The sequence below is a fragment of the Myroides sp. C4067 genome (genome assembly GCF_038039665.1).
In the GTDB taxonomy this organism is placed as follows: Bacteria; Bacteroidota; Bacteroidia; order Flavobacteriales; family Flavobacteriaceae; genus Flavobacterium; species Flavobacterium odoratimimum.
On record NZ_JBBPHJ010000024.1, the window covers coordinates 1 to 16,525 of the forward strand.

Below are 16,525 nucleotides of genomic sequence, written 5' to 3' on the forward strand. Positions count from 1 at the left end.
CATAGCACAAAGATATTATTTTACACTTTCCTCCCCAACTTTTAACGTTGATCCCAAAAAGTGGATCAGTGACAAAAGTTGGGGACTACGCAAAAAGTTTGGTCAATCTAAAAAGTAAAATACATTTGAAAATAATGCTCACTGCTAAAATAAAGAGTTTTAAGAGAAGTATTTAATCATTGATTAATTATGTGTAAGTGTATAAAGAACGTTCTTAAGGGGGCTTGTGTGTCTTTGTGTTGGTGATTGAAGAGAGGATAGGAAGAAAATAAAAAGCCCACTTCATAGAAGTGAGCTTTATGTATTATTTGTTGATTGCCTCAAACTCCATTGTTAGTTTTTTTAGTTCTAATTCATGGGTTTTGATATTCGTTTGTAAGTCAAGTAATTTTTTTTTGAACTTTAAATCTTCAATAGGAGTAAGTTTACCAGAAGCCTTTTTTTGTACGTATTTGCTATTTCTAGCGTTGTACTTATCTTCTGCTTTTTGAAGTTTCAAAGTTTGTTTACTAACTCTTTTTTGGCTTTTGATTATTTCTTTTTGTTTTTTTAGCTCAGCTTTATGCTCTTTTTCTAGTTGTTTCTGCGCTCTTAATTCTTCTTTTTGTTGCTCTTTAGCTATTTTTCTTTCTTGTTCTAACCTTTTAGCAGTATCCTTTTCATTTTGAAGTTTAATTTCTTCAAGTTTTAAGCTTTCTTCAACTAGTTTCTTTTCATCAATTAATGACTCAAGTGAAGTGTGTTCTGTAGGGATCTCTTTTAGATCAGTAGTTTTAATTTCTTGAGCTTTAACCACAGATGTTGTTGCTACAAATATTGCAGCAGCACATAGCATTTTGTTTTTCATTGTTTTGTTTGTGTGAATTGTATTAAATATTTGTTTCGTGAGTATGTATTTACCATTCATTAATTCTATTAGCATCTAGCTTTAGAAAGATGAAAAGTAATACAGTAAATGCCATTAAACTAGAACCTCCATATGAAAAGAATGGTAGGGGTACACCAATGGTAGGGAATAGTCCAATAAGCATTGTAATATTAAAGGCGAAATGTATAAACAGAAAACAGATAACACAATAACCATAAACACGGTTAAATATTTTTTTCTGTCTTTCTGCTAAGTGTATTAATCTGAAAAATAGGCAGACAAATAGAATGATTACAAAAGAAGCACCAGCAAACCCCCATTCTTCTCCTACTGTAGTGAAGATGTAGTCTGTGTGTTGTTCTGGTACGAATCCTCCTTTTGTTTGAGTTCCTTCTAAGAACCCTGTCCCTGTCCAGCCTCCTGATCCAATGGCTATTTTGGATTGATTAAGGTTGTATCCTTCAGCTTGTAAGTTAACGTCTTCACCTATTAATACATTAATCCTGTCTTTTTGGTGAGGTTCTAGTACTTCATCATAAACGTAGTCTACAGAGAATACGAAGGCTGACATGATTACAACAAGTATAATATATATTAAAGGGTTACGAGTAATCTTTTTGTTTAAATAGAAGTGTAATGCCGCTATTGCAAGTATAGCAGCTATGATGATACCTGGTTTTACTACAAGTGCTGCGACAAATAGAATGATTGTTATAAATCCAGTCCATAAGTACCAACTAGGCAGTCCTTCTCTGTACAAAACAAATACGAGAGAAACGAATAACATAGCACTACCAGTATCGTGTTTTAATATAAATAGAGTAGGTACACCGATGATAACTAAAGATATAATTTGTTCTTTAAAAGAACTTAAATGGGATTGACTATCTGATAAAAATTTAGCGAGTAGCAGGGCAGTAGTAGTTTTTACAAACTCTGAGGGCTGTATACCAAAACCAGCTATTTGATACCAGTTCGTTTGACCTTTTACTGACTTACCAAATACAAATAAACCAAGTATGGAAAGTAGCCCAATGATATAGAAAACCATAGCATACTTCTCATAGAACTTAGTGTCTATGGATACAATCAATATAATAAGTGGAATACAAAAAATAATAAACATTAGTTGTCTACCATAGATTTGGCTTAAGTCAAAAATAGATGTGGTTTCTGCAGGTAGAGAAGCCGAATAGATATTAATCCACCCTGCTATGACTAAAAGCATATACAGAAGTATTGATATCCAATCTATGTTTTTTTGAACACTAACGTTTTTCATTTTTGATTAATCTAAAGCTATATATTAATTCTATGTGTTTTTTTAGGTTTATCTGACGTGTCATAAAGATGAAGCACTTTGTCATATTCATTTTTCAAACTTCCTTCTAACATTCGTTTTTCTAAATCAGTTCTTACTATTTCAGGTAGAAGATATTTCTGAACCATTAAGCTAGTAATAGGAGCTGCCCATCTACCTCCCCAATATCCGTTTTCAATAAATACAGCAATTGCTATTTTAGGATCATCTTTAGGAGCGAATGCTACGAATACAGAGTGATCGGTTAATTGGTAACGTTTACCATTGATTCTAGTAAAGTTCTCTACAGTACCTGTTTTACCACACATTTCTAAGCCATCTACTCTCACAGAACGACCAGTACCAATATTAAATACATCATTCATTCCTTTTATAATAGGTTCAAAATGACGTGGGTCTATTGATGTGATATTTTTAGTAGTGAACTTTTTATCTATGTCGTGATGTTCTATGTTTTTAATGATATGAGGTGTATAGTAATAACCTTTATTAGCTACAGCAGCCATTACATTGGCTAATTGCATTGGAGTCATAATAACTTCTCCTTGACCAATAGAGTTAGAAATAGTAGTCGTACTTTTCCATCCTCCATTTGGATACCATCTGTTGTAATAGTCGGCATCAGGGATATGTCCTTTTCTTCCTTCAGGTAGATCATATCCTAAGAATTGACCTAATCCAAATGAATGTAAATGTTCACTCCATTTATTGATTCCTTCAGCAGGTGATTTATATTTCTCTATTACTCTTTTATAAGTATTAGCGAAGTACGTATTACAAGATTTTGCAATAGCAATGTTTAAATTCCAATGACCAGAATCATGACATCCCATCCAAGCACCTTTACCATAATAGAAACCTCTATTACAAGCAAAAGTAGTATGTTCATTAATAACACCTTCTTGTAAACCTATTAAACCAGTAAGTATTTTGAATGGGGATCCTGGAGAATATTCTCCTGATAATACACGATTATACAATGGTTTAGCAAGTGAATCATTATATAGTGCAGTATAGTTTTTAGAGCGTTCTCTTCCAACGAGTAGAGCAGGATCATAACTAGGAGCATTAATTAAAGCTAGTATTTCTCCTGTTTTAGGTTCGATTGCAACGATACCCCCTCTTTTATTCTGCATTAATAACTCTCCATAAGCCTGTAGTTCACTATCTATTGTAAGAATAATGTCATCTCCTTTTACGGCTAAAGTGTCATATATTCCATTTTTAAAAGAACCTATTTCTCTATTAAAACGGTCTCTTTGAATATATTTTACACCTTTAGTACCTCTTAATGTCTCTTCATATTCTTGTTCGATACCTTGTATACCAATCAAGTCACCTGATTTATAATATGAATTAGACTTTATATTCTGTTCATTTACTTGACGGATATACCCAAAAAGGTTTGCTCCTGAAGATACTTGATAGTCTCTTAGAGATCTTTTTTGAATATAAAACCCATTGAAGTGTCTTATTTTTTCTTGAAAGGCAGCATATTCAGCTTTACTTAATTGAGGTAAGAAAATAGAAGGTAGTCTAGGACTATATACCTTTGCTTTTTCTAATTTAGAAACAAACTGGTCATAAGTAACATCTAGTAAACTGCATAAAGCTAGAGTATCAATATTCTTAACTTCTCTAGGAACAACCATAATATCATAAGAAGGTTGGTTCGCTATAAGTAATTTATTGTTTCTGTCAAAGACATATCCTCTTTCAGGATATTCGTAAACAATTTTTAAAGCGTTATTCTCTGACTTTTTAATATAAGTATCGTCTATTATCTGTAAAAAAAACAATCTAGCTAGTACTACAATAGTAACTACTATAATAATTAAGGGTAATAAAAGCTTTCTCATTTTTTTGACGGTTTAATCAGAAATAATATCAAAATACACGCTAGTAGTGTAGTTATAGTTGTTAGTACAGTTCTTAAAAGAATCTCCCAGATAAAATTAAATCTAAAGAATTCTAATCCAAAAAGAATAATGTGATGTATAACAACGGATATTGAAATATAACCAAAAACCTCCAGAGATTTAAAAATATCTTTAGTGATTTTTTTGATGATATTTAAATTGTGATATTGATAGCTGATCCCGAAGGAGAACTTTAGTATAGATGGTCTAGCAAAGGCTAGAATTAAACTAGCAGCTGCGTGCATTCCACCAGAGTTCTCAAACATATCTACAATAAGACCTAAAAAAAAGCTAGTTAGGTAAAAGACAGCTTTATTGTTGTCTGTAGGATATAGGATAATAAATAATATATATGGAAATGGGTTTATAAAACCAAATAGATCTATATTATTGAAAATAAGAATCTGTGCGATTAGTAACGCAATAAAACGAGCAATATTTGAAAATGCAACACTATTCATCTTTTGTTTCAGCTTCTAGTTGGTTAATTTCTTCAATATCTTTGTTCTTAATTACGTATATATAACCAAGGTTCGTCATGTCATTGAACAAGCGAACAGAAATTGTAAAGTAATTTGAAGTTTCATTAGTATATGCTTTCTCGATTACTCCAATAGGAATATTTTCAGGGAATATCGTAGATATACCTCCTGTAACAATAGTATCTCCTTTGTAAATCTCAGCTAGCCTTGGTATATCAGATAAATTAACATATCCAGTGTTTTTTCCATCCCATTCTAGAGGACCGAAGTGATTCGTACCTTTTATTTTAGCATTGATCTTAGATTTAACGTTTAAGATGCTTTGTACTGTAGAGTAGTTTTTAGATGTTTTTTCTATAACTCCGATCACTCCATTACTATTAATCACCCCCATATCTTTTTCAATACCTTGTTTAGAACCACCTTTTATGGTAAGATAGTTTTCTTTAGTATTAAAAGTATTACGGATTACTTTAGCGACTATAATAGAGTACTCTTGTCTTTCTTCTGGCATTAAGTTTCTAATTTCTATAGAATCTTGTGCAGTAGTATTGTTGAAAGCGATGGCCTTTAGGTGTGCATTTTCTAAAACAAGAGCGTCATTCTCTGTTTTTAAATGCATATACTCCTTAAAGTTGTTTACATTTTCATAGACATAACCAGTCACACCATTCGCTGAGCTAATAAACGAACTTTGATGAAAAGTATGCGTTTGTATTATTAGCCCGAATGATATGACTAAAAGCAGCAAAAACAGTAGCTTAGTACTGTTTTTTATAAAGAAATTGATTATCTGCTGCATAAGTTATTTTTATTTGATCAATACACTTTTGTATTTGTCAATGTTCTTGATTGCTAGGCCAGTACCTCTTACAACTGCTCTTAACGGATCTTCTGCAATGTATACAGGAAGGTCTGTTTTTTGAGAAATACGTTTGTCTAAACCTCTAAGCATAGAACCTCCACCTGCTAAATAAATACCAGTATTATAGATATCAGCAGCTAGTTCTGGTGGAGTTTGAGATAATGTTTCCATTACAGCATCCTCTACACGTTGGATAGATTTATCTAAAGCTTTAGCGATCTCTCTGTAAGATACAGTTACTTGTTTTGGTTTACCAGTTAATAGGTCACGCCCTTGAACTAGCATATCTTCTGGAGGAGTTTCTAAATCTTCAGTAGCTGCTCCGATTTGAATTTTGATTTTTTCTGCAGTACTTTCTCCAACGAATAAGTTGTGTTGTGTACGCATATAATAGATGATATCGTTAGTGAATACATCACCTGCAATTTTAACAGATTTATCACATACAATACCTCCTAAGGCAATAACAGCAATCTCAGTAGTACCACCTCCGATATCTACAATCATGTTACCTTTAGGTTGCATAATATCTACTCCAATACCAATTGCAGCAGACATAGGCTCATGTATAAGGTAAACCTCTTTACCATTCACACGCTCACAAGATTCTTTTACAGCACGCATTTCTACCTCTGTTATTCCAGAAGGAATACATACGATCATACGTAATGCCGGTGTAAACATTTTTTTTCTTAATGCAGGAATGCTCTTGATAAAGAGGCTTATCATTTTTTCTGAAGCATCGAAATCAGCAATAACTCCGTCTTTTAATGGGCGAATTGTTTTGATATTACCATGCGTTTTTCCCTGCATCAAGCTTGCTTCTTTTCCGACAGCAATAATTTTACCCGTGGTCCTATCTCGGGCAACAATAGAAGGGTTGTCTACCACAACTTTTCCTCCATGGATGATTAGGGTATTCGCTGTTCCAAGGTCTATAGCGATATCCTCAGTCATAAAATCAAAAAATCCCATATAATTAAAAGGCTTTTATAGTTAATATTTTAATGCTTTACAAAAGTAGTAAATTAATGTTTAAAATGACGAATTCCTGTACAAACCATAGCGATATTATTTTCATCACAATAATTGATACTTAAATCGTCTTTTATAGACCCTCCAGGTTGGATTACAGCTGTAATTCCAGCGTTGTGAGCTATTTCTACACAGTCAGGGAAAGGGAAGAATGCATCACTAGCCATAACAGCACCTTTTAGTTCTATGTTAAATGAATTAGCTTTTTCGATTGCTTGACGTAAAGCATCTACACGAGAGGTTTGTCCTGTACCAGAAGAGCACAGTTGACCATCTTTTACTAATACAATTGTATTTGACTTGGTGTGTTTACAGATTTTAGAAGCAAATAACAAATCTTCTATTTCCTTGTCTGAAGGAGATAATTTTGTAACGTTTGTTAATAGCTCTTTATTGTCTGTAATATTGTCTTTATCTTGAACTAAAATTCCGTTTAAGCAAGTACGTACTTGTTTCTTAGGAAGTTCAGTTTCTTTTATTACTAAAATAATTCTGTTTTTCTTTTCTTTTAAAATCTCAATAGCAGCTTCGTCGTATGCAGGAGCGATTACAACCTCGCAGAATAATTTGTTGATTTCTTCAGCAGTTGCTACATCAATAGTGTTATTTGCAATTAAAACTCCACCAAATGCAGAAGTAGGATCACCAGCTAGAGCATCTAAGTACGCTGCTTTCATTGTACCTCTTTGTGCTACACCACATGCATTATTGTGTTTTAATATAGCGAATGTAGGAGCTTCACCTTTAAACTCATTCATTAAGTTTACAGCTGCATCTACATCTAGTAGGTTGTTGTAAGATAGTTCTTTTCCATTTAACTTGTCAAAAAGGGCATCAAAGTTTCCGAAGAAGTGACCTTTTTGGTGAGGATTCTCTCCATATCTAAGTTCATTTCCATTCGCTTGGCTAATTTTAAGCACTGTTTCGTCTGTATTGAAATAGTTAAAAATAGCTCCGTCATAATGAGAAGAAACATGGAAAGCTTTTGTAGCTAATAATCTTCTGTTTTCTAAAGTAGTCGCCCCATTATTCTCTTGAATCATCTGTAAGAATAGTTCGTATTCGTTTACAGAAGGTACGATTACTGTATCTTTAAAGTTTTTAGCAGCAGCTCTGATTAAAGAAATACCTCCAATGTCTATTTTTTCAATAATATCAGCTTCAGGTGCTCCAGATGCTACAGTGTTTTCGAATGGATATAAATCCACAATTACTAAATCAATTTGTGGGATTTCATATTCTTTCATTTGAGCAATATCTCCTTCGTGATCTTGTCTATTAAGAATCCCTCCGAAGATCTTAGGATGTAATGTTTTTACTCTTCCTCCTAGGATAGAAGGGTAAGAAGTAACGTCTTCTACAGGTACTACAGGTATGTTTAACTCTTTGATAAATGTTTCTGTACCACCAGTAGAATAGATAGTTACATTGTGCTTGTGTAACTCTTTTACGATTGGCTCTAATCCATTTTTATCAAAAACAGAAATTAGGGCTGATTGAATTTTTTTAGTTGTGCTCATGTTGTGTTTTTTGTCAATGCGCAAAAGTAACTATTGTCTAGGTATTAATAAAGTTTAATGAAGAAGTTTTTTAACTTTCTTTTTATTTTATTTCTAATATTGATTAATTTAGAAAAATATCTCTCTGTTTTTTGTGTTGTTGACAAGATTAGGGGAGTTATGTTATATCTATAAAGAAAAGCGATTAGCCTTATGAGAGTGTATTTAAGACTTTTATCCACGAGTTTTAGTTTTGCAATTAATGCGTTACGTATTAATAAGCTTCGTACTGCACTTTCTTTTCTAGGTGTTACTATTGGGATTTTTTCGATTATAGCTGTTTTAGCAGCAGTAGATTCGATGGATAGGAATATTAAAAGTGAATTGAGTGGTTTTGATCGAAATATGATTTATGTTTTCGATCGTTCTTTTGGGCCAACCGAAGTTCCTAAATGGAAGTATGAGCGGTATCCAAAGATGAAGTATGACGAATACGATTATCTTAAACGAAATCTAGCCAATGTAGAGTATGCATCGTTTAATTATTTTACTAAGTCTGAACAGATGAAGTTTGGTGCGAACTATGCAGAAGTTATTATGAGACCATGTTCTTCTGATATGCAGTTTTTGGATAATGTGAAAGTGGTTAACGGGCGTTTTTTTAATGAATCAGAGGCAACAAATGGTGTTCCTGTGGTAGTGATAGGGCATGAAGTAGCTAATACATTATTTGAGGATTTTGATCCAGTAGGACAGTATGTTCGACTCTATGGTAAGCGTTTTACAGTTATTGGTGTTATTGAAAAGCAAGGATCTATAAGCGTTGGAGGGAGTCAAGATGAGAGTGTTTATATGCCAGTGAATATTATGAGACAAATGTTTGGCGATAATAGTTTAGCATCTACTACCGTAGTGATTCTTAAACCTAGTAAAGATGTAGATATTAAACAGTTTGAAGATGAAATAGCAGCGAAATTAAGATTGTATAGGGGATTGAAAGAAGGAGAGGATGATAATTTCTTTATCAATGTATTCGGAGGGATGTTAGATATGATAGAGAAGATTATAGGTCAAATGAATGTTGTAGGATGGATAATTAGTGGTTTTTCTTTATTAGTGGGAGGTTTTGGTATAGCTAATATTATGTTTGTATCTGTTAAAGAACGTACTCATCTTATTGGTATTCAAAAAGCGATTGGAGCGAAGAGACATTTTATATTGTTTCAGTTTTTATTTGAAGCAGTTGTATTATCACTTATTGGAGGACTAGTTGGAATATTCATGGTGTGGGGCATAGGTCTCTTAGTGACTAGTTTATTAGACTTTGCATTTGTATTAAGTCTTTCTAATATTTTTGTAGGACTAGTTTTATCTGGTTTTATAGGAGTATTGTCAGGATATTTACCTGCGAGATCAGCAGCTAAGTTAGATCCTGTAGAAGCCATTAGAATGGGAGGATAGAAACCAACATAGATAAAAAAAAGGATACTAATTATAGAACTAGTATCCTTTTTTATATTAAACCTGAGAATTATCTCATTGGTCTATTTAGTATCAAATCTAAGTATTGATTTACATTCTTTTTCAGGTCTCTTCTGTGTGTAATGAAATCAAGGAATCCGTGTTCTAATAAAAATTCAGAAGTTTGGAAGCCTTCAGGTAAGTCTTTACCTGTTGTATCTTTTACAATACGTGGACCTGCGAAACCAATTAATGCACCTGGTTCAGCTATATTGATATCACCTAACATAGCGAAAGAAGCTGATATACCTCCTGTTGTAGGATCTGTACATAATGAAATGTATGGAATTTTAGCATCGCTTAGCATCGCTAATTTAGCAGATGTTTTTGCCATTTGCATTAATGAAAAACCTGCTTCCATCATACGAGCTCCTCCTGATTTTGAAATCATTAAGAACGGTATCTTATTTTTTAATGAGTAGTCTATACCACGTGCTATTTTTTCTCCTACTACAGATCCCATAGAACCCCCAATAAAAGCAAAGTCCATTGCAGCAACTACTAATTTTTCTCCTTTTGATTGACCAACAGCGACTTTAACAGCATCTTTTAATTGTGTTTTAGTCATTGCTTCTTTTAAACGATCTACATACTTTTTAGTATCTTCAAATTTCAAAATATCTTTTGAAGAAAGGCTTTTGGCTATTTCTTTGTAGTCGTTGTTGTCAAAAAGAATTTCAAAATATTCTTTACTACCAATACGAACGTGATATCCATCTTCTGGACTCACCCATAAATTTTGTTCTAACTGATCTTGATCAATTATCTTTCCAGTCGGAGATTTATACCATAATCCTTTTGGAATATCTTTTTTGTCTTCTGTTGGCGTCTGAATACCTTTTTCTTTCCTTTTAAACCAAGCCATAAAATGTTTCTTTTGTTTATACTAATTTGAAAGCAAGGGGGGAATTATAACGTATTTACGTTATTTAAATCTTCAAAAGCTTGCTCTAAGCGAGCGATTAAAGTCAATTCTCCTTGTCTAACCCATGCTCTAGGATCATAATATTTCTTGTTAGGAATATCTGAACCGTCAGGGTTACCTATTTGAGTTTTTAAATAGTCTATTTTTGAAGACATATAGTCTCTAATTCCTTCTGTGTAGGCAAACTGAGTATCTGTATCGATATTCATTTTGATAACACCATAGCCAATAGCTTCTCTGATTTCTTCTACAGAAGAACCTGATCCACCATGGAAAACGAAGTCTACAGGATTGTGTCCTAAGTTGTGTTTCTTCGCTACGTATTCTTGAGAGTTTTTAAGAATGATAGGAGTCAGTTTTACGTTACCTGGTTTATATACCCCGTGTACGTTTCCGAAAGAAGCAGCGATTGTAAATCTAGGGCTTACTTTAGATAGTTCTTCATAAGCGTAATCTACTTCATCAGGTTGAGTATATAATCTAGATGAATCTACATCCGTATTATCTACTCCATCTTCTTCTCCTCCTGTGATTCCTAATTCTATTTCTAATGTCATACCTAGTTTGTCCATGCGCTCTAAGTATTGTTTAGAAATCTCAATATTTTCTTTAATAGGCTCCTCTGATAAGTCAATCATGTGTGAACTAAATAGAGGTTTACCATATTGTTTCATATGTTCTTCACCAGCTTCTAATAAGCCATCTATCCAAGGTAATAGTTTTTTTGCACAGTGATCTGTATGTAGAATAACAGCTACTCCATAAGCTTCTGCTAATGCATGTACATGTTTTGCTCCTGCAACAGCTCCTATGATAGCTGATTTTTGATTCTCATTAGACAACCCTTTACCTGCCATAAAAGATGCTCCTCCATTTGAAAACTGAATAATCACTGGAGAATTTAATTTAGCAGCAGTTTCTAATACTGCATTGATAGTACTTGAACTAGTTACATTTACTGCTGGTAGTGCAAAACCTTTTTCTTTTGCATATCTAAAAATCTCTTGAACTTGGTCGCCAAAAGCAACTCCTGGTTTAATATTATGAGCCATAGTTGTGTGTTTAAATTTTGTACAAAAATACTAATTATTATTTGAATTAGAATGGATAATTAATTCCAACGTTTAAGACTGATTCTTTTAAGCTAAACTCCTTGAACCATTTTTGTCCTTTATCTTGTGCAGGATTATATGTTTTGAATCCCATATCTAATCTGAATACAAAGAAACTAAAATCATATCTCAATCCTAATCCCGATGCTACTGCCATATCTTTTAATGAAGAAATGCCGTTAAAGGTATAGGTATTATCTTTAATATCATCAAATACGTTCCAAATATTTGAGGCATCTACGAAAAGTGCTCCATACCATTTCCCTCCTATGTTAAAACGATACTCAGTACTGAAGAACAATTTCATATTCGCTTCGTTAAAGTCATTGATACCTCCACTTTGCCCAGGACCTAATCGGTAAGATTGCCATCCTCTATTGTCATTTGATCCTCCTGAATAATAACTCCTTGTGAATGGAATGGAATTGGAGTTGCCATAAGGTACTGCTAGACCAGCGAAAGCACGCATTGCAACAACACGTTTTTTGCCTAGATCAAAGTATTTAACGAAGTCTACCTCTGTTTTTACATATTGAGAAAACTCTACATCCATTATTGTTTTTTTTCCTGTTGGTCCTATTTTAGAACTTGTATTTTGCATTAATAAGTTCATAAGACCACCTGCAGACTCTACTTTAGCTTTTAGCGTATAGAAGCTGTTATCTAATAGATTAGTTCTAGTCGTATTCGTAAAAGTGATATTACTCGCTATAATTAAGTTGTTTTCAGATAGGCGTATACGTCTTTCTTCTATACTTCTTATCTCTTGATGATCTTGAGCAGAGATACCTAGAGGATTATTTGTATCTAGAGCATCTTTTATAAATAGATTACTTCCTCCTTCAGCTATCGTTAGATTTCCATTCTGATCATAATAGTCTGGATTGATAGTAGTATAGTTTTTAGACAGGTCATTTAATCTAGTATAAGATGATTTATAAACACTGAAGTAATTACTAGGGTTGGTATTTCTAATGTATTGTATATTAGCTAAATCCACACTAAAGCTATTCCTTCTTGATGGTAGCCATGTATAGTTTACTATAGCAGTTAAGCTGTTTTTGTCTAGCCCAATATTTTTTTGTTTAGTATGCCCAAAGCTCATAGAAGTTGTTGGTAGCATACTTTTAGGAATTAATCTATCCGTATTTATTGGAAATAATAGTCGTGGAAAAGTTAGTTTAACATCTCCACCATATTCTGTTACATTGAAGAACACATCATTAGGGTTACTCATTTGGCGAGAAGAACCTAATGATCCTTTTAAGTTGATTTCTAATATCTCAGCTCCTCTAAAAACATTTCTGAACAGTAACCCCATACTACCACCAATACCAAAATCTTGAATATTCGAGTGAGTAACATCAAATGATGGGTTGAAAGTCATCTTTTTACGAGATGTTAGGTAGATATTACTGATTAATGATTGTCCAGTAGTATCTCTTTTATCTTCTACATATTCTATAACAGGATAGTTAAAAGTACGTAAATTACTGATAGAGCGAGAGGTTAATACTCTTCTGAAGTCACTAAAAGTACTTCCTTTTGTTATAAATATAGCATCTGTAAGTGCCTTTGGCTTATACTGAAGTTTTGTAGAACTATAAATATTAAAGTTGTTATAGTGAACACTATCTAAGACGTATTCTTTGTTTTTAGAACTATTATCTGTGAAGATATTTACGTCACTAATCGTATATATTTTAAACGGAACTTCTTTTAATGAATCCCCTGACTTTACTGTTCTAGGATCAATGATTAATTCTATATTCGCTCTGTTTTTTTTATTGATAATAGTATCTACTTCATAGCGAATATTTAATTCTTGAAAATGATACGCACCATTATCTCTAAAGTCTGTAGCTAATCTTTTTCGTTCTTCTTCGAAGTTTTTAACATCAAATACAGTATTGCTCTTGATTTTTGATTTTGATAGAGACTTAAGGTATAGATCTTCTAAAGCTTTCGTACTGATATTAGCGTTAATACTATCTATTACATACGGTTCTCCTGTAGTAATGCTATATGTGTTTTTTACTTTTTTTACTCCAGTGGTATCTAACTGAGTTGTAATTTTTGTATCAAAAAAACCTTTGTTGAAATAGTAGTTTTTTAGACGAATCTTAGATTTGTTTGTTCTCAGGCTATCGTATAAAGCAGGTGCTTCTCCTGTTTTTAATAGGAAGTTATTAATCCCAGATATAATAAAAGACTCTCCTAATCGGTCAACTTGTTTCTTAGAAAGAACACTCTCCATTACCTTTTCTTTACCAGGGTTTTCTTTTAACCATATTTGATATAGTGAATCAGCATTTGGCTTTGCCAGATTGTACAGATATAGTCTTAACCTCATATTAGTCATGGGAAAAGTGCTGTTCGGGTGTTGGTATAGCTGCGCCATAACCTCTTCTTTAGATATTTTTTTACCATTTTCGAGAATGGTATTATCCATTAATAGAGCACGGTCGTTTGGAACCTGCTCCGTGATAGAGCATGCAAAAAAACTTATGCTCATTAATAGAAATAGTAGTATTTTTGGTAAAAATCTGCTCAAAGTAGTATAGTCAATTTTTAGTCAAAAATACAGTTTTTTATGGTTACGAAAAACCAAATCAAATTAATTAAGAGTTTACATCAGAAAAAATATAGAAAAGAACACCAACTTTTTATTGCAGAAGGAGTTAAGGTGGTTGGAGAATTAGTGAAGTCTTCGTTGGTTTTAGAGCACATATATTGTACAGAAGAACTGAAGTTTAATGTTCCTCAGTCGAAGGTTTCTATTGTCAGTAAAGAAGATTTAAAAAAGATGTCTGCGCTGAGTACGACTTCTAATTGTTTGGCTGTATTTCATTGCACGGAACAAGAGTCTGTAGATTATAGTGATCTTATCGTTGCTTTAGATGATATTAGAGATCCAGGTAATCTAGGGACTATTATACGATTATGTGATTGGTTTGGGATCAAGCATATTATTTGTACCAGTGAGACAGTAGATGTCTATAACCCTAAAGTGGTACAAGCTACAATGGGGTCAATTGCTCGTGTTAATCTTGTATATGGAGAGTTACCAGAATTAATTAGAGCAGGAGGGGAGCTCCCTATTTACGGTACTTTTATGGATGGAGATAATATCTATCAGAAAACAGTGGCGAATAAAGGAATTATCATCATGGGAAACGAAGCTAATGGTATTTCGAATGTTATTGAAAATCTAGTAACAGAGAGAATAGCGATTCCTCGTTATGGAAATTTACAGCAGACAGAAAGTTTAAATGTAGCTATGGCAGCCTCTATTGTACTAAGCGAATTTAGAAGACATAATTTTTAAGCATATAAAAAAAGGGAACTTGATCAAGTTCCCTTTTTTATATCTGCTTTTAATGAAAGGTAAAGTTGACAAATATCCCTCTAGATTTCATTGATTCTATATTTCCAGTCCATGGGCTTTGCGCATTTTTATCTCTGATTAATTCATCATTAATTCCAAATACCCCTCTAATAGAAGGAGAAAATTTAAAATATTCAAAATAAAAGTCGATACCTACCCCTATTTCGTAGTTAGCTGTAAGCTTCTCTACTCGCCAGACTCCCTCATAGTTATCGCTATCTACTTTATTATTACTTCCTAAGTTTAAGTCCAAAGAAAAACCTCCTAAGACATAAGGACGTATATTTCCAGTTCTCAGAGCAGAGAATTTTAATAATAAAGGGAAGTGTAGGTATGTAGCACTAGTTGACTTGACCGAAGAACTGTTTAATTCATATTCAGAAGGTTCTGGATTATTGTGCTGTGTAGCATAATAATCATAGATAAGCGCTCTAGGGAAAGACAATTCTCTTTTTGCATATGTTAGTCCTGGCTCAAAGCGCAAGTCTAAATGCTCCATGATACGCAAGTTCCCAACAAGTCCTACATTAAATCCCATAGAAGACTTTACTTGTATTTCAGTATAGTCATTTGGGTATTTTTCTTTTAATGCTTGTAGCTTGTGATAATAGTCTGCATTATAATCAAACTTGTAATTGTATGAATTGACTCCTAAGTAATAGCCCCAATGGACACGCTGTTTGTCCCAATCTCTTTTGTTAAGCATCGGGTTTCTACCAAATATCCATTGCCCATAAGACTGTGAGCTAACGAATAGGATTAAAAAAAATACAATTAGTCTTTTCATATTATTTTGAAGATGAATATATCGTAGCAATTCCCATCGTTTGTGGAAGATGCTTTACATCTTTAAACCCAACTTTTCTTAAAATATTGTTTAAAGCTTCTCCAAAAGGGAAGTTTTTTGCAGAGTCAGATAAATATTTATAAGCTTTTTGGTCTTTAGAGAACAATTTACCCATGAACGGCATTACATTCTGCGTATAGAAGAAATATCCTTGTTTAAATGGGAATTTAGTAGGAACAGAAGTTTCTAGAATAACGAATATTCCTCCAGGTTTTAATACGCGAAGTATTTCTGACAATCCTTTTTCTAAGTCTTCGAAGTTTCTAATACCAAAACCTACTGTGATAGCATCAAAAGTATTGTCTGCAAATGGCAAGTTTTCTGAGTCTCCTTGTACCATTTCGATTCTATTATCTAAGTTTAACGCTTTGATCTTTTGTTTACCTACTTCTAGCATTCCAGCGGATAAATCTAGTCCAGTGATTTTAGTAGCTTCTGTTTTAGATAGCAGAATAGCTAAATCACCAGTACCAGTAGCAATGTCTAATATTGTAGTTGGTTTTTGTTCAGATACTAACTTTAATACCTTACGTCTCCATCCTTGATCAGTACCAAGAGAAATCATTCTATTTAAGTTATCATAATTGCCAGAAATAGTATCAAACATTTGTTCGACTTGTTGTTTCTTGCCTAATTCAGATCCTTCGTATGGAGTAATATTTTTTGACATTGTATTTTATTTTTGACAAATATAATTATTAAAAGCCAAATGAGAAGTTTCGTTTTGTGTCAAAATGAAGAAT

Annotated in this window: 14 protein-coding genes; 2 read left to right on the top strand and 12 right to left on the bottom strand. The window is 33.0% G+C overall.

Annotated features, from left to right (window positions below; all coding sequences use genetic code 11):
- Positions 1-304: 304 nt before the first annotated feature.
- Genes AABL87_RS14350 through purH form a run of 7 tightly spaced genes read right to left on the bottom strand, consistent with a single transcriptional unit; the run spans position 305 to position 8,010 of the window.
- Positions 305-847 carry a hypothetical protein gene (locus tag AABL87_RS14350; protein WP_341277529.1) on the bottom strand — a complete coding sequence of 181 codons (543 nt, stop codon included), beginning with the start codon at positions 845-847 and terminating at the stop codon, positions 305-307.
- Between the two features lie 49 nt (positions 848-896).
- Positions 897-2,150 (bottom strand): rod shape-determining protein RodA, encoded by a 1,254-nt coding sequence (rodA, locus tag AABL87_RS14355; RefSeq protein WP_341277530.1) that lies wholly within the window; start codon positions 2,148-2,150, stop codon positions 897-899.
- Between the two features lie 17 nt (positions 2,151-2,167).
- Positions 2,168-4,048 (bottom strand): penicillin-binding protein 2, encoded by a 1,881-nt coding sequence (gene mrdA, locus AABL87_RS14360; RefSeq protein WP_006257270.1) that lies wholly within the window; start codon positions 4,046-4,048, stop codon positions 2,168-2,170.
- On the bottom strand, positions 4,045-4,569 hold the full coding sequence (locus AABL87_RS14365) for a hypothetical protein (RefSeq protein ID WP_006257269.1): 525 nt from the start codon (positions 4,567-4,569) through the stop codon (positions 4,045-4,047). Before AABL87_RS14365 ends, mrdA begins: the two co-directional genes overlap by 4 nt.
- A complete protein-coding gene (mreC, locus tag AABL87_RS14370; protein WP_006257268.1) occupies positions 4,562-5,392 on the bottom strand; it encodes a rod shape-determining protein MreC in 831 nt (276 codons plus the stop codon). Before mreC ends, AABL87_RS14365 begins: the two co-directional genes overlap by 8 nt.
- Before the next feature lie 9 nt (positions 5,393-5,401).
- Positions 5,402-6,430, bottom strand: a complete 1,029-nt coding sequence (locus AABL87_RS14375) for a rod shape-determining protein (RefSeq protein WP_006257267.1) — start codon at positions 6,428-6,430, stop codon at positions 5,402-5,404.
- Positions 6,431-6,483: 53 nt separating this feature from the next.
- Positions 6,484-8,010, bottom strand: a complete 1,527-nt coding sequence (gene purH, locus AABL87_RS14380; RefSeq protein ID WP_006257266.1) for a bifunctional phosphoribosylaminoimidazolecarboxamide formyltransferase/IMP cyclohydrolase — start codon at positions 8,008-8,010, stop codon at positions 6,484-6,486.
- Positions 8,011-8,202: 192 nt separating this feature from the next.
- Here purH and AABL87_RS14385 point away from each other — a divergent pair, with 192 nt between their 5' ends.
- Positions 8,203-9,450 (top strand): ABC transporter permease, encoded by a 1,248-nt coding sequence (locus AABL87_RS14385; RefSeq protein ID WP_253114408.1) that lies wholly within the window; start codon positions 8,203-8,205, stop codon positions 9,448-9,450.
- A 70-nt stretch (positions 9,451-9,520) separates the two neighbouring features.
- On the opposite strand, the gene accD is transcribed toward AABL87_RS14385, so the two are convergent.
- Genes accD through tamL form a run of 3 tightly spaced genes read right to left on the bottom strand, consistent with a single transcriptional unit; the run spans position 9,521 to position 14,062 of the window.
- Positions 9,521-10,375 (bottom strand): acetyl-CoA carboxylase, carboxyltransferase subunit beta, encoded by an 855-nt coding sequence (gene accD / locus AABL87_RS14390; RefSeq protein ID WP_006257264.1) that lies wholly within the window; start codon positions 10,373-10,375, stop codon positions 9,521-9,523.
- A gap of 44 nt (positions 10,376-10,419) precedes the next feature.
- A complete protein-coding gene (fbaA, locus tag AABL87_RS14395; RefSeq protein ID WP_341277531.1) occupies positions 10,420-11,487 on the bottom strand; it encodes a class II fructose-bisphosphate aldolase in 1,068 nt (355 codons plus the stop codon).
- 46 nt (positions 11,488-11,533) lie between these two features.
- The gene (tamL, locus tag AABL87_RS14400) at positions 11,534-14,062 is read right to left on the bottom strand and encodes a translocation and assembly module lipoprotein TamL (RefSeq protein WP_341277532.1); all 2,529 of its coding nucleotides are present in this window, start codon (positions 14,060-14,062) and stop codon (positions 11,534-11,536) included.
- A gap of 78 nt (positions 14,063-14,140) precedes the next feature.
- Between tamL and AABL87_RS14405 the strand changes: the two genes are divergently transcribed.
- Positions 14,141-14,875: a TrmH family RNA methyltransferase gene (locus tag AABL87_RS14405; RefSeq protein WP_016650200.1), complete on the top strand. Its 735-nt coding sequence runs from the start codon at positions 14,141-14,143 to the stop codon at positions 14,873-14,875.
- 49 nt (positions 14,876-14,924) lie between these two features.
- Here the strand turns inward: AABL87_RS14405 and porT are convergent, their stop codons facing one another.
- The gene (gene porT, locus AABL87_RS14410) at positions 14,925-15,722 is read right to left on the bottom strand and encodes a type IX secretion/gliding motility protein PorT/SprT (protein ID WP_006257259.1); all 798 of its coding nucleotides are present in this window, start codon (positions 15,720-15,722) and stop codon (positions 14,925-14,927) included.
- A 1-nt stretch (position 15,723) separates the two neighbouring features.
- Positions 15,724-16,452 (bottom strand): bifunctional demethylmenaquinone methyltransferase/2-methoxy-6-polyprenyl-1,4-benzoquinol methylase UbiE, encoded by a 729-nt coding sequence (gene ubiE, locus AABL87_RS14415; protein WP_006257258.1) that lies wholly within the window; start codon positions 16,450-16,452, stop codon positions 15,724-15,726.
- Positions 16,453-16,525: the final 73 nt, after the last annotated feature.

Excerpts from the sequence above, each read along its gene's own strand:
- AABL87_RS14350 (WP_341277529.1), bottom strand. The coding sequence starts at position 847 with ATGAAAAACAAAATGCTATGTGCTGCTGCAATATTTGTAGCAACAACA.
- rodA (WP_341277530.1), bottom strand. The coding sequence starts at position 2,150 with ATGAAAAACGTTAGTGTTCAAAAAAACATAGATTGGATATCAATACTT.
- mrdA (WP_006257270.1), bottom strand. The coding sequence starts at position 4,048 with ATGAGAAAGCTTTTATTACCCTTAATTATTATAGTAGTTACTATTGTA.
- AABL87_RS14365 (WP_006257269.1), bottom strand. The coding sequence starts at position 4,569 with ATGAATAGTGTTGCATTTTCAAATATTGCTCGTTTTATTGCGTTACTA.
- mreC (WP_006257268.1), bottom strand. The coding sequence starts at position 5,392 with ATGCAGCAGATAATCAATTTCTTTATAAAAAACAGTACTAAGCTACTG.
- AABL87_RS14375 (WP_006257267.1), bottom strand. The coding sequence starts at position 6,430 with ATGGGATTTTTTGATTTTATGACTGAGGATATCGCTATAGACCTTGGA.
- purH (WP_006257266.1), bottom strand. The coding sequence starts at position 8,010 with ATGAGCACAACTAAAAAAATTCAATCAGCCCTAATTTCTGTTTTTGAT.
- AABL87_RS14385 (WP_253114408.1), top strand. The coding sequence starts at position 8,203 with ATGAGAGTGTATTTAAGACTTTTATCCACGAGTTTTAGTTTTGCAATT.
- accD (WP_006257264.1), bottom strand. The coding sequence starts at position 10,375 with ATGGCTTGGTTTAAAAGGAAAGAAAAAGGTATTCAGACGCCAACAGAA.
- fbaA (WP_341277531.1), bottom strand. The coding sequence starts at position 11,487 with ATGGCTCATAATATTAAACCAGGAGTTGCTTTTGGCGACCAAGTTCAA.
- tamL (WP_341277532.1), bottom strand. The coding sequence starts at position 14,062 with ATGAGCATAAGTTTTTTTGCATGCTCTATCACGGAGCAGGTTCCAAAC.
- AABL87_RS14405 (WP_016650200.1), top strand. The coding sequence starts at position 14,141 with ATGGTTACGAAAAACCAAATCAAATTAATTAAGAGTTTACATCAGAAA.
- porT (WP_006257259.1), bottom strand. The coding sequence starts at position 15,722 with ATGAAAAGACTAATTGTATTTTTTTTAATCCTATTCGTTAGCTCACAG.
- ubiE (WP_006257258.1), bottom strand. The coding sequence starts at position 16,452 with ATGTCAAAAAATATTACTCCATACGAAGGATCTGAATTAGGCAAGAAA.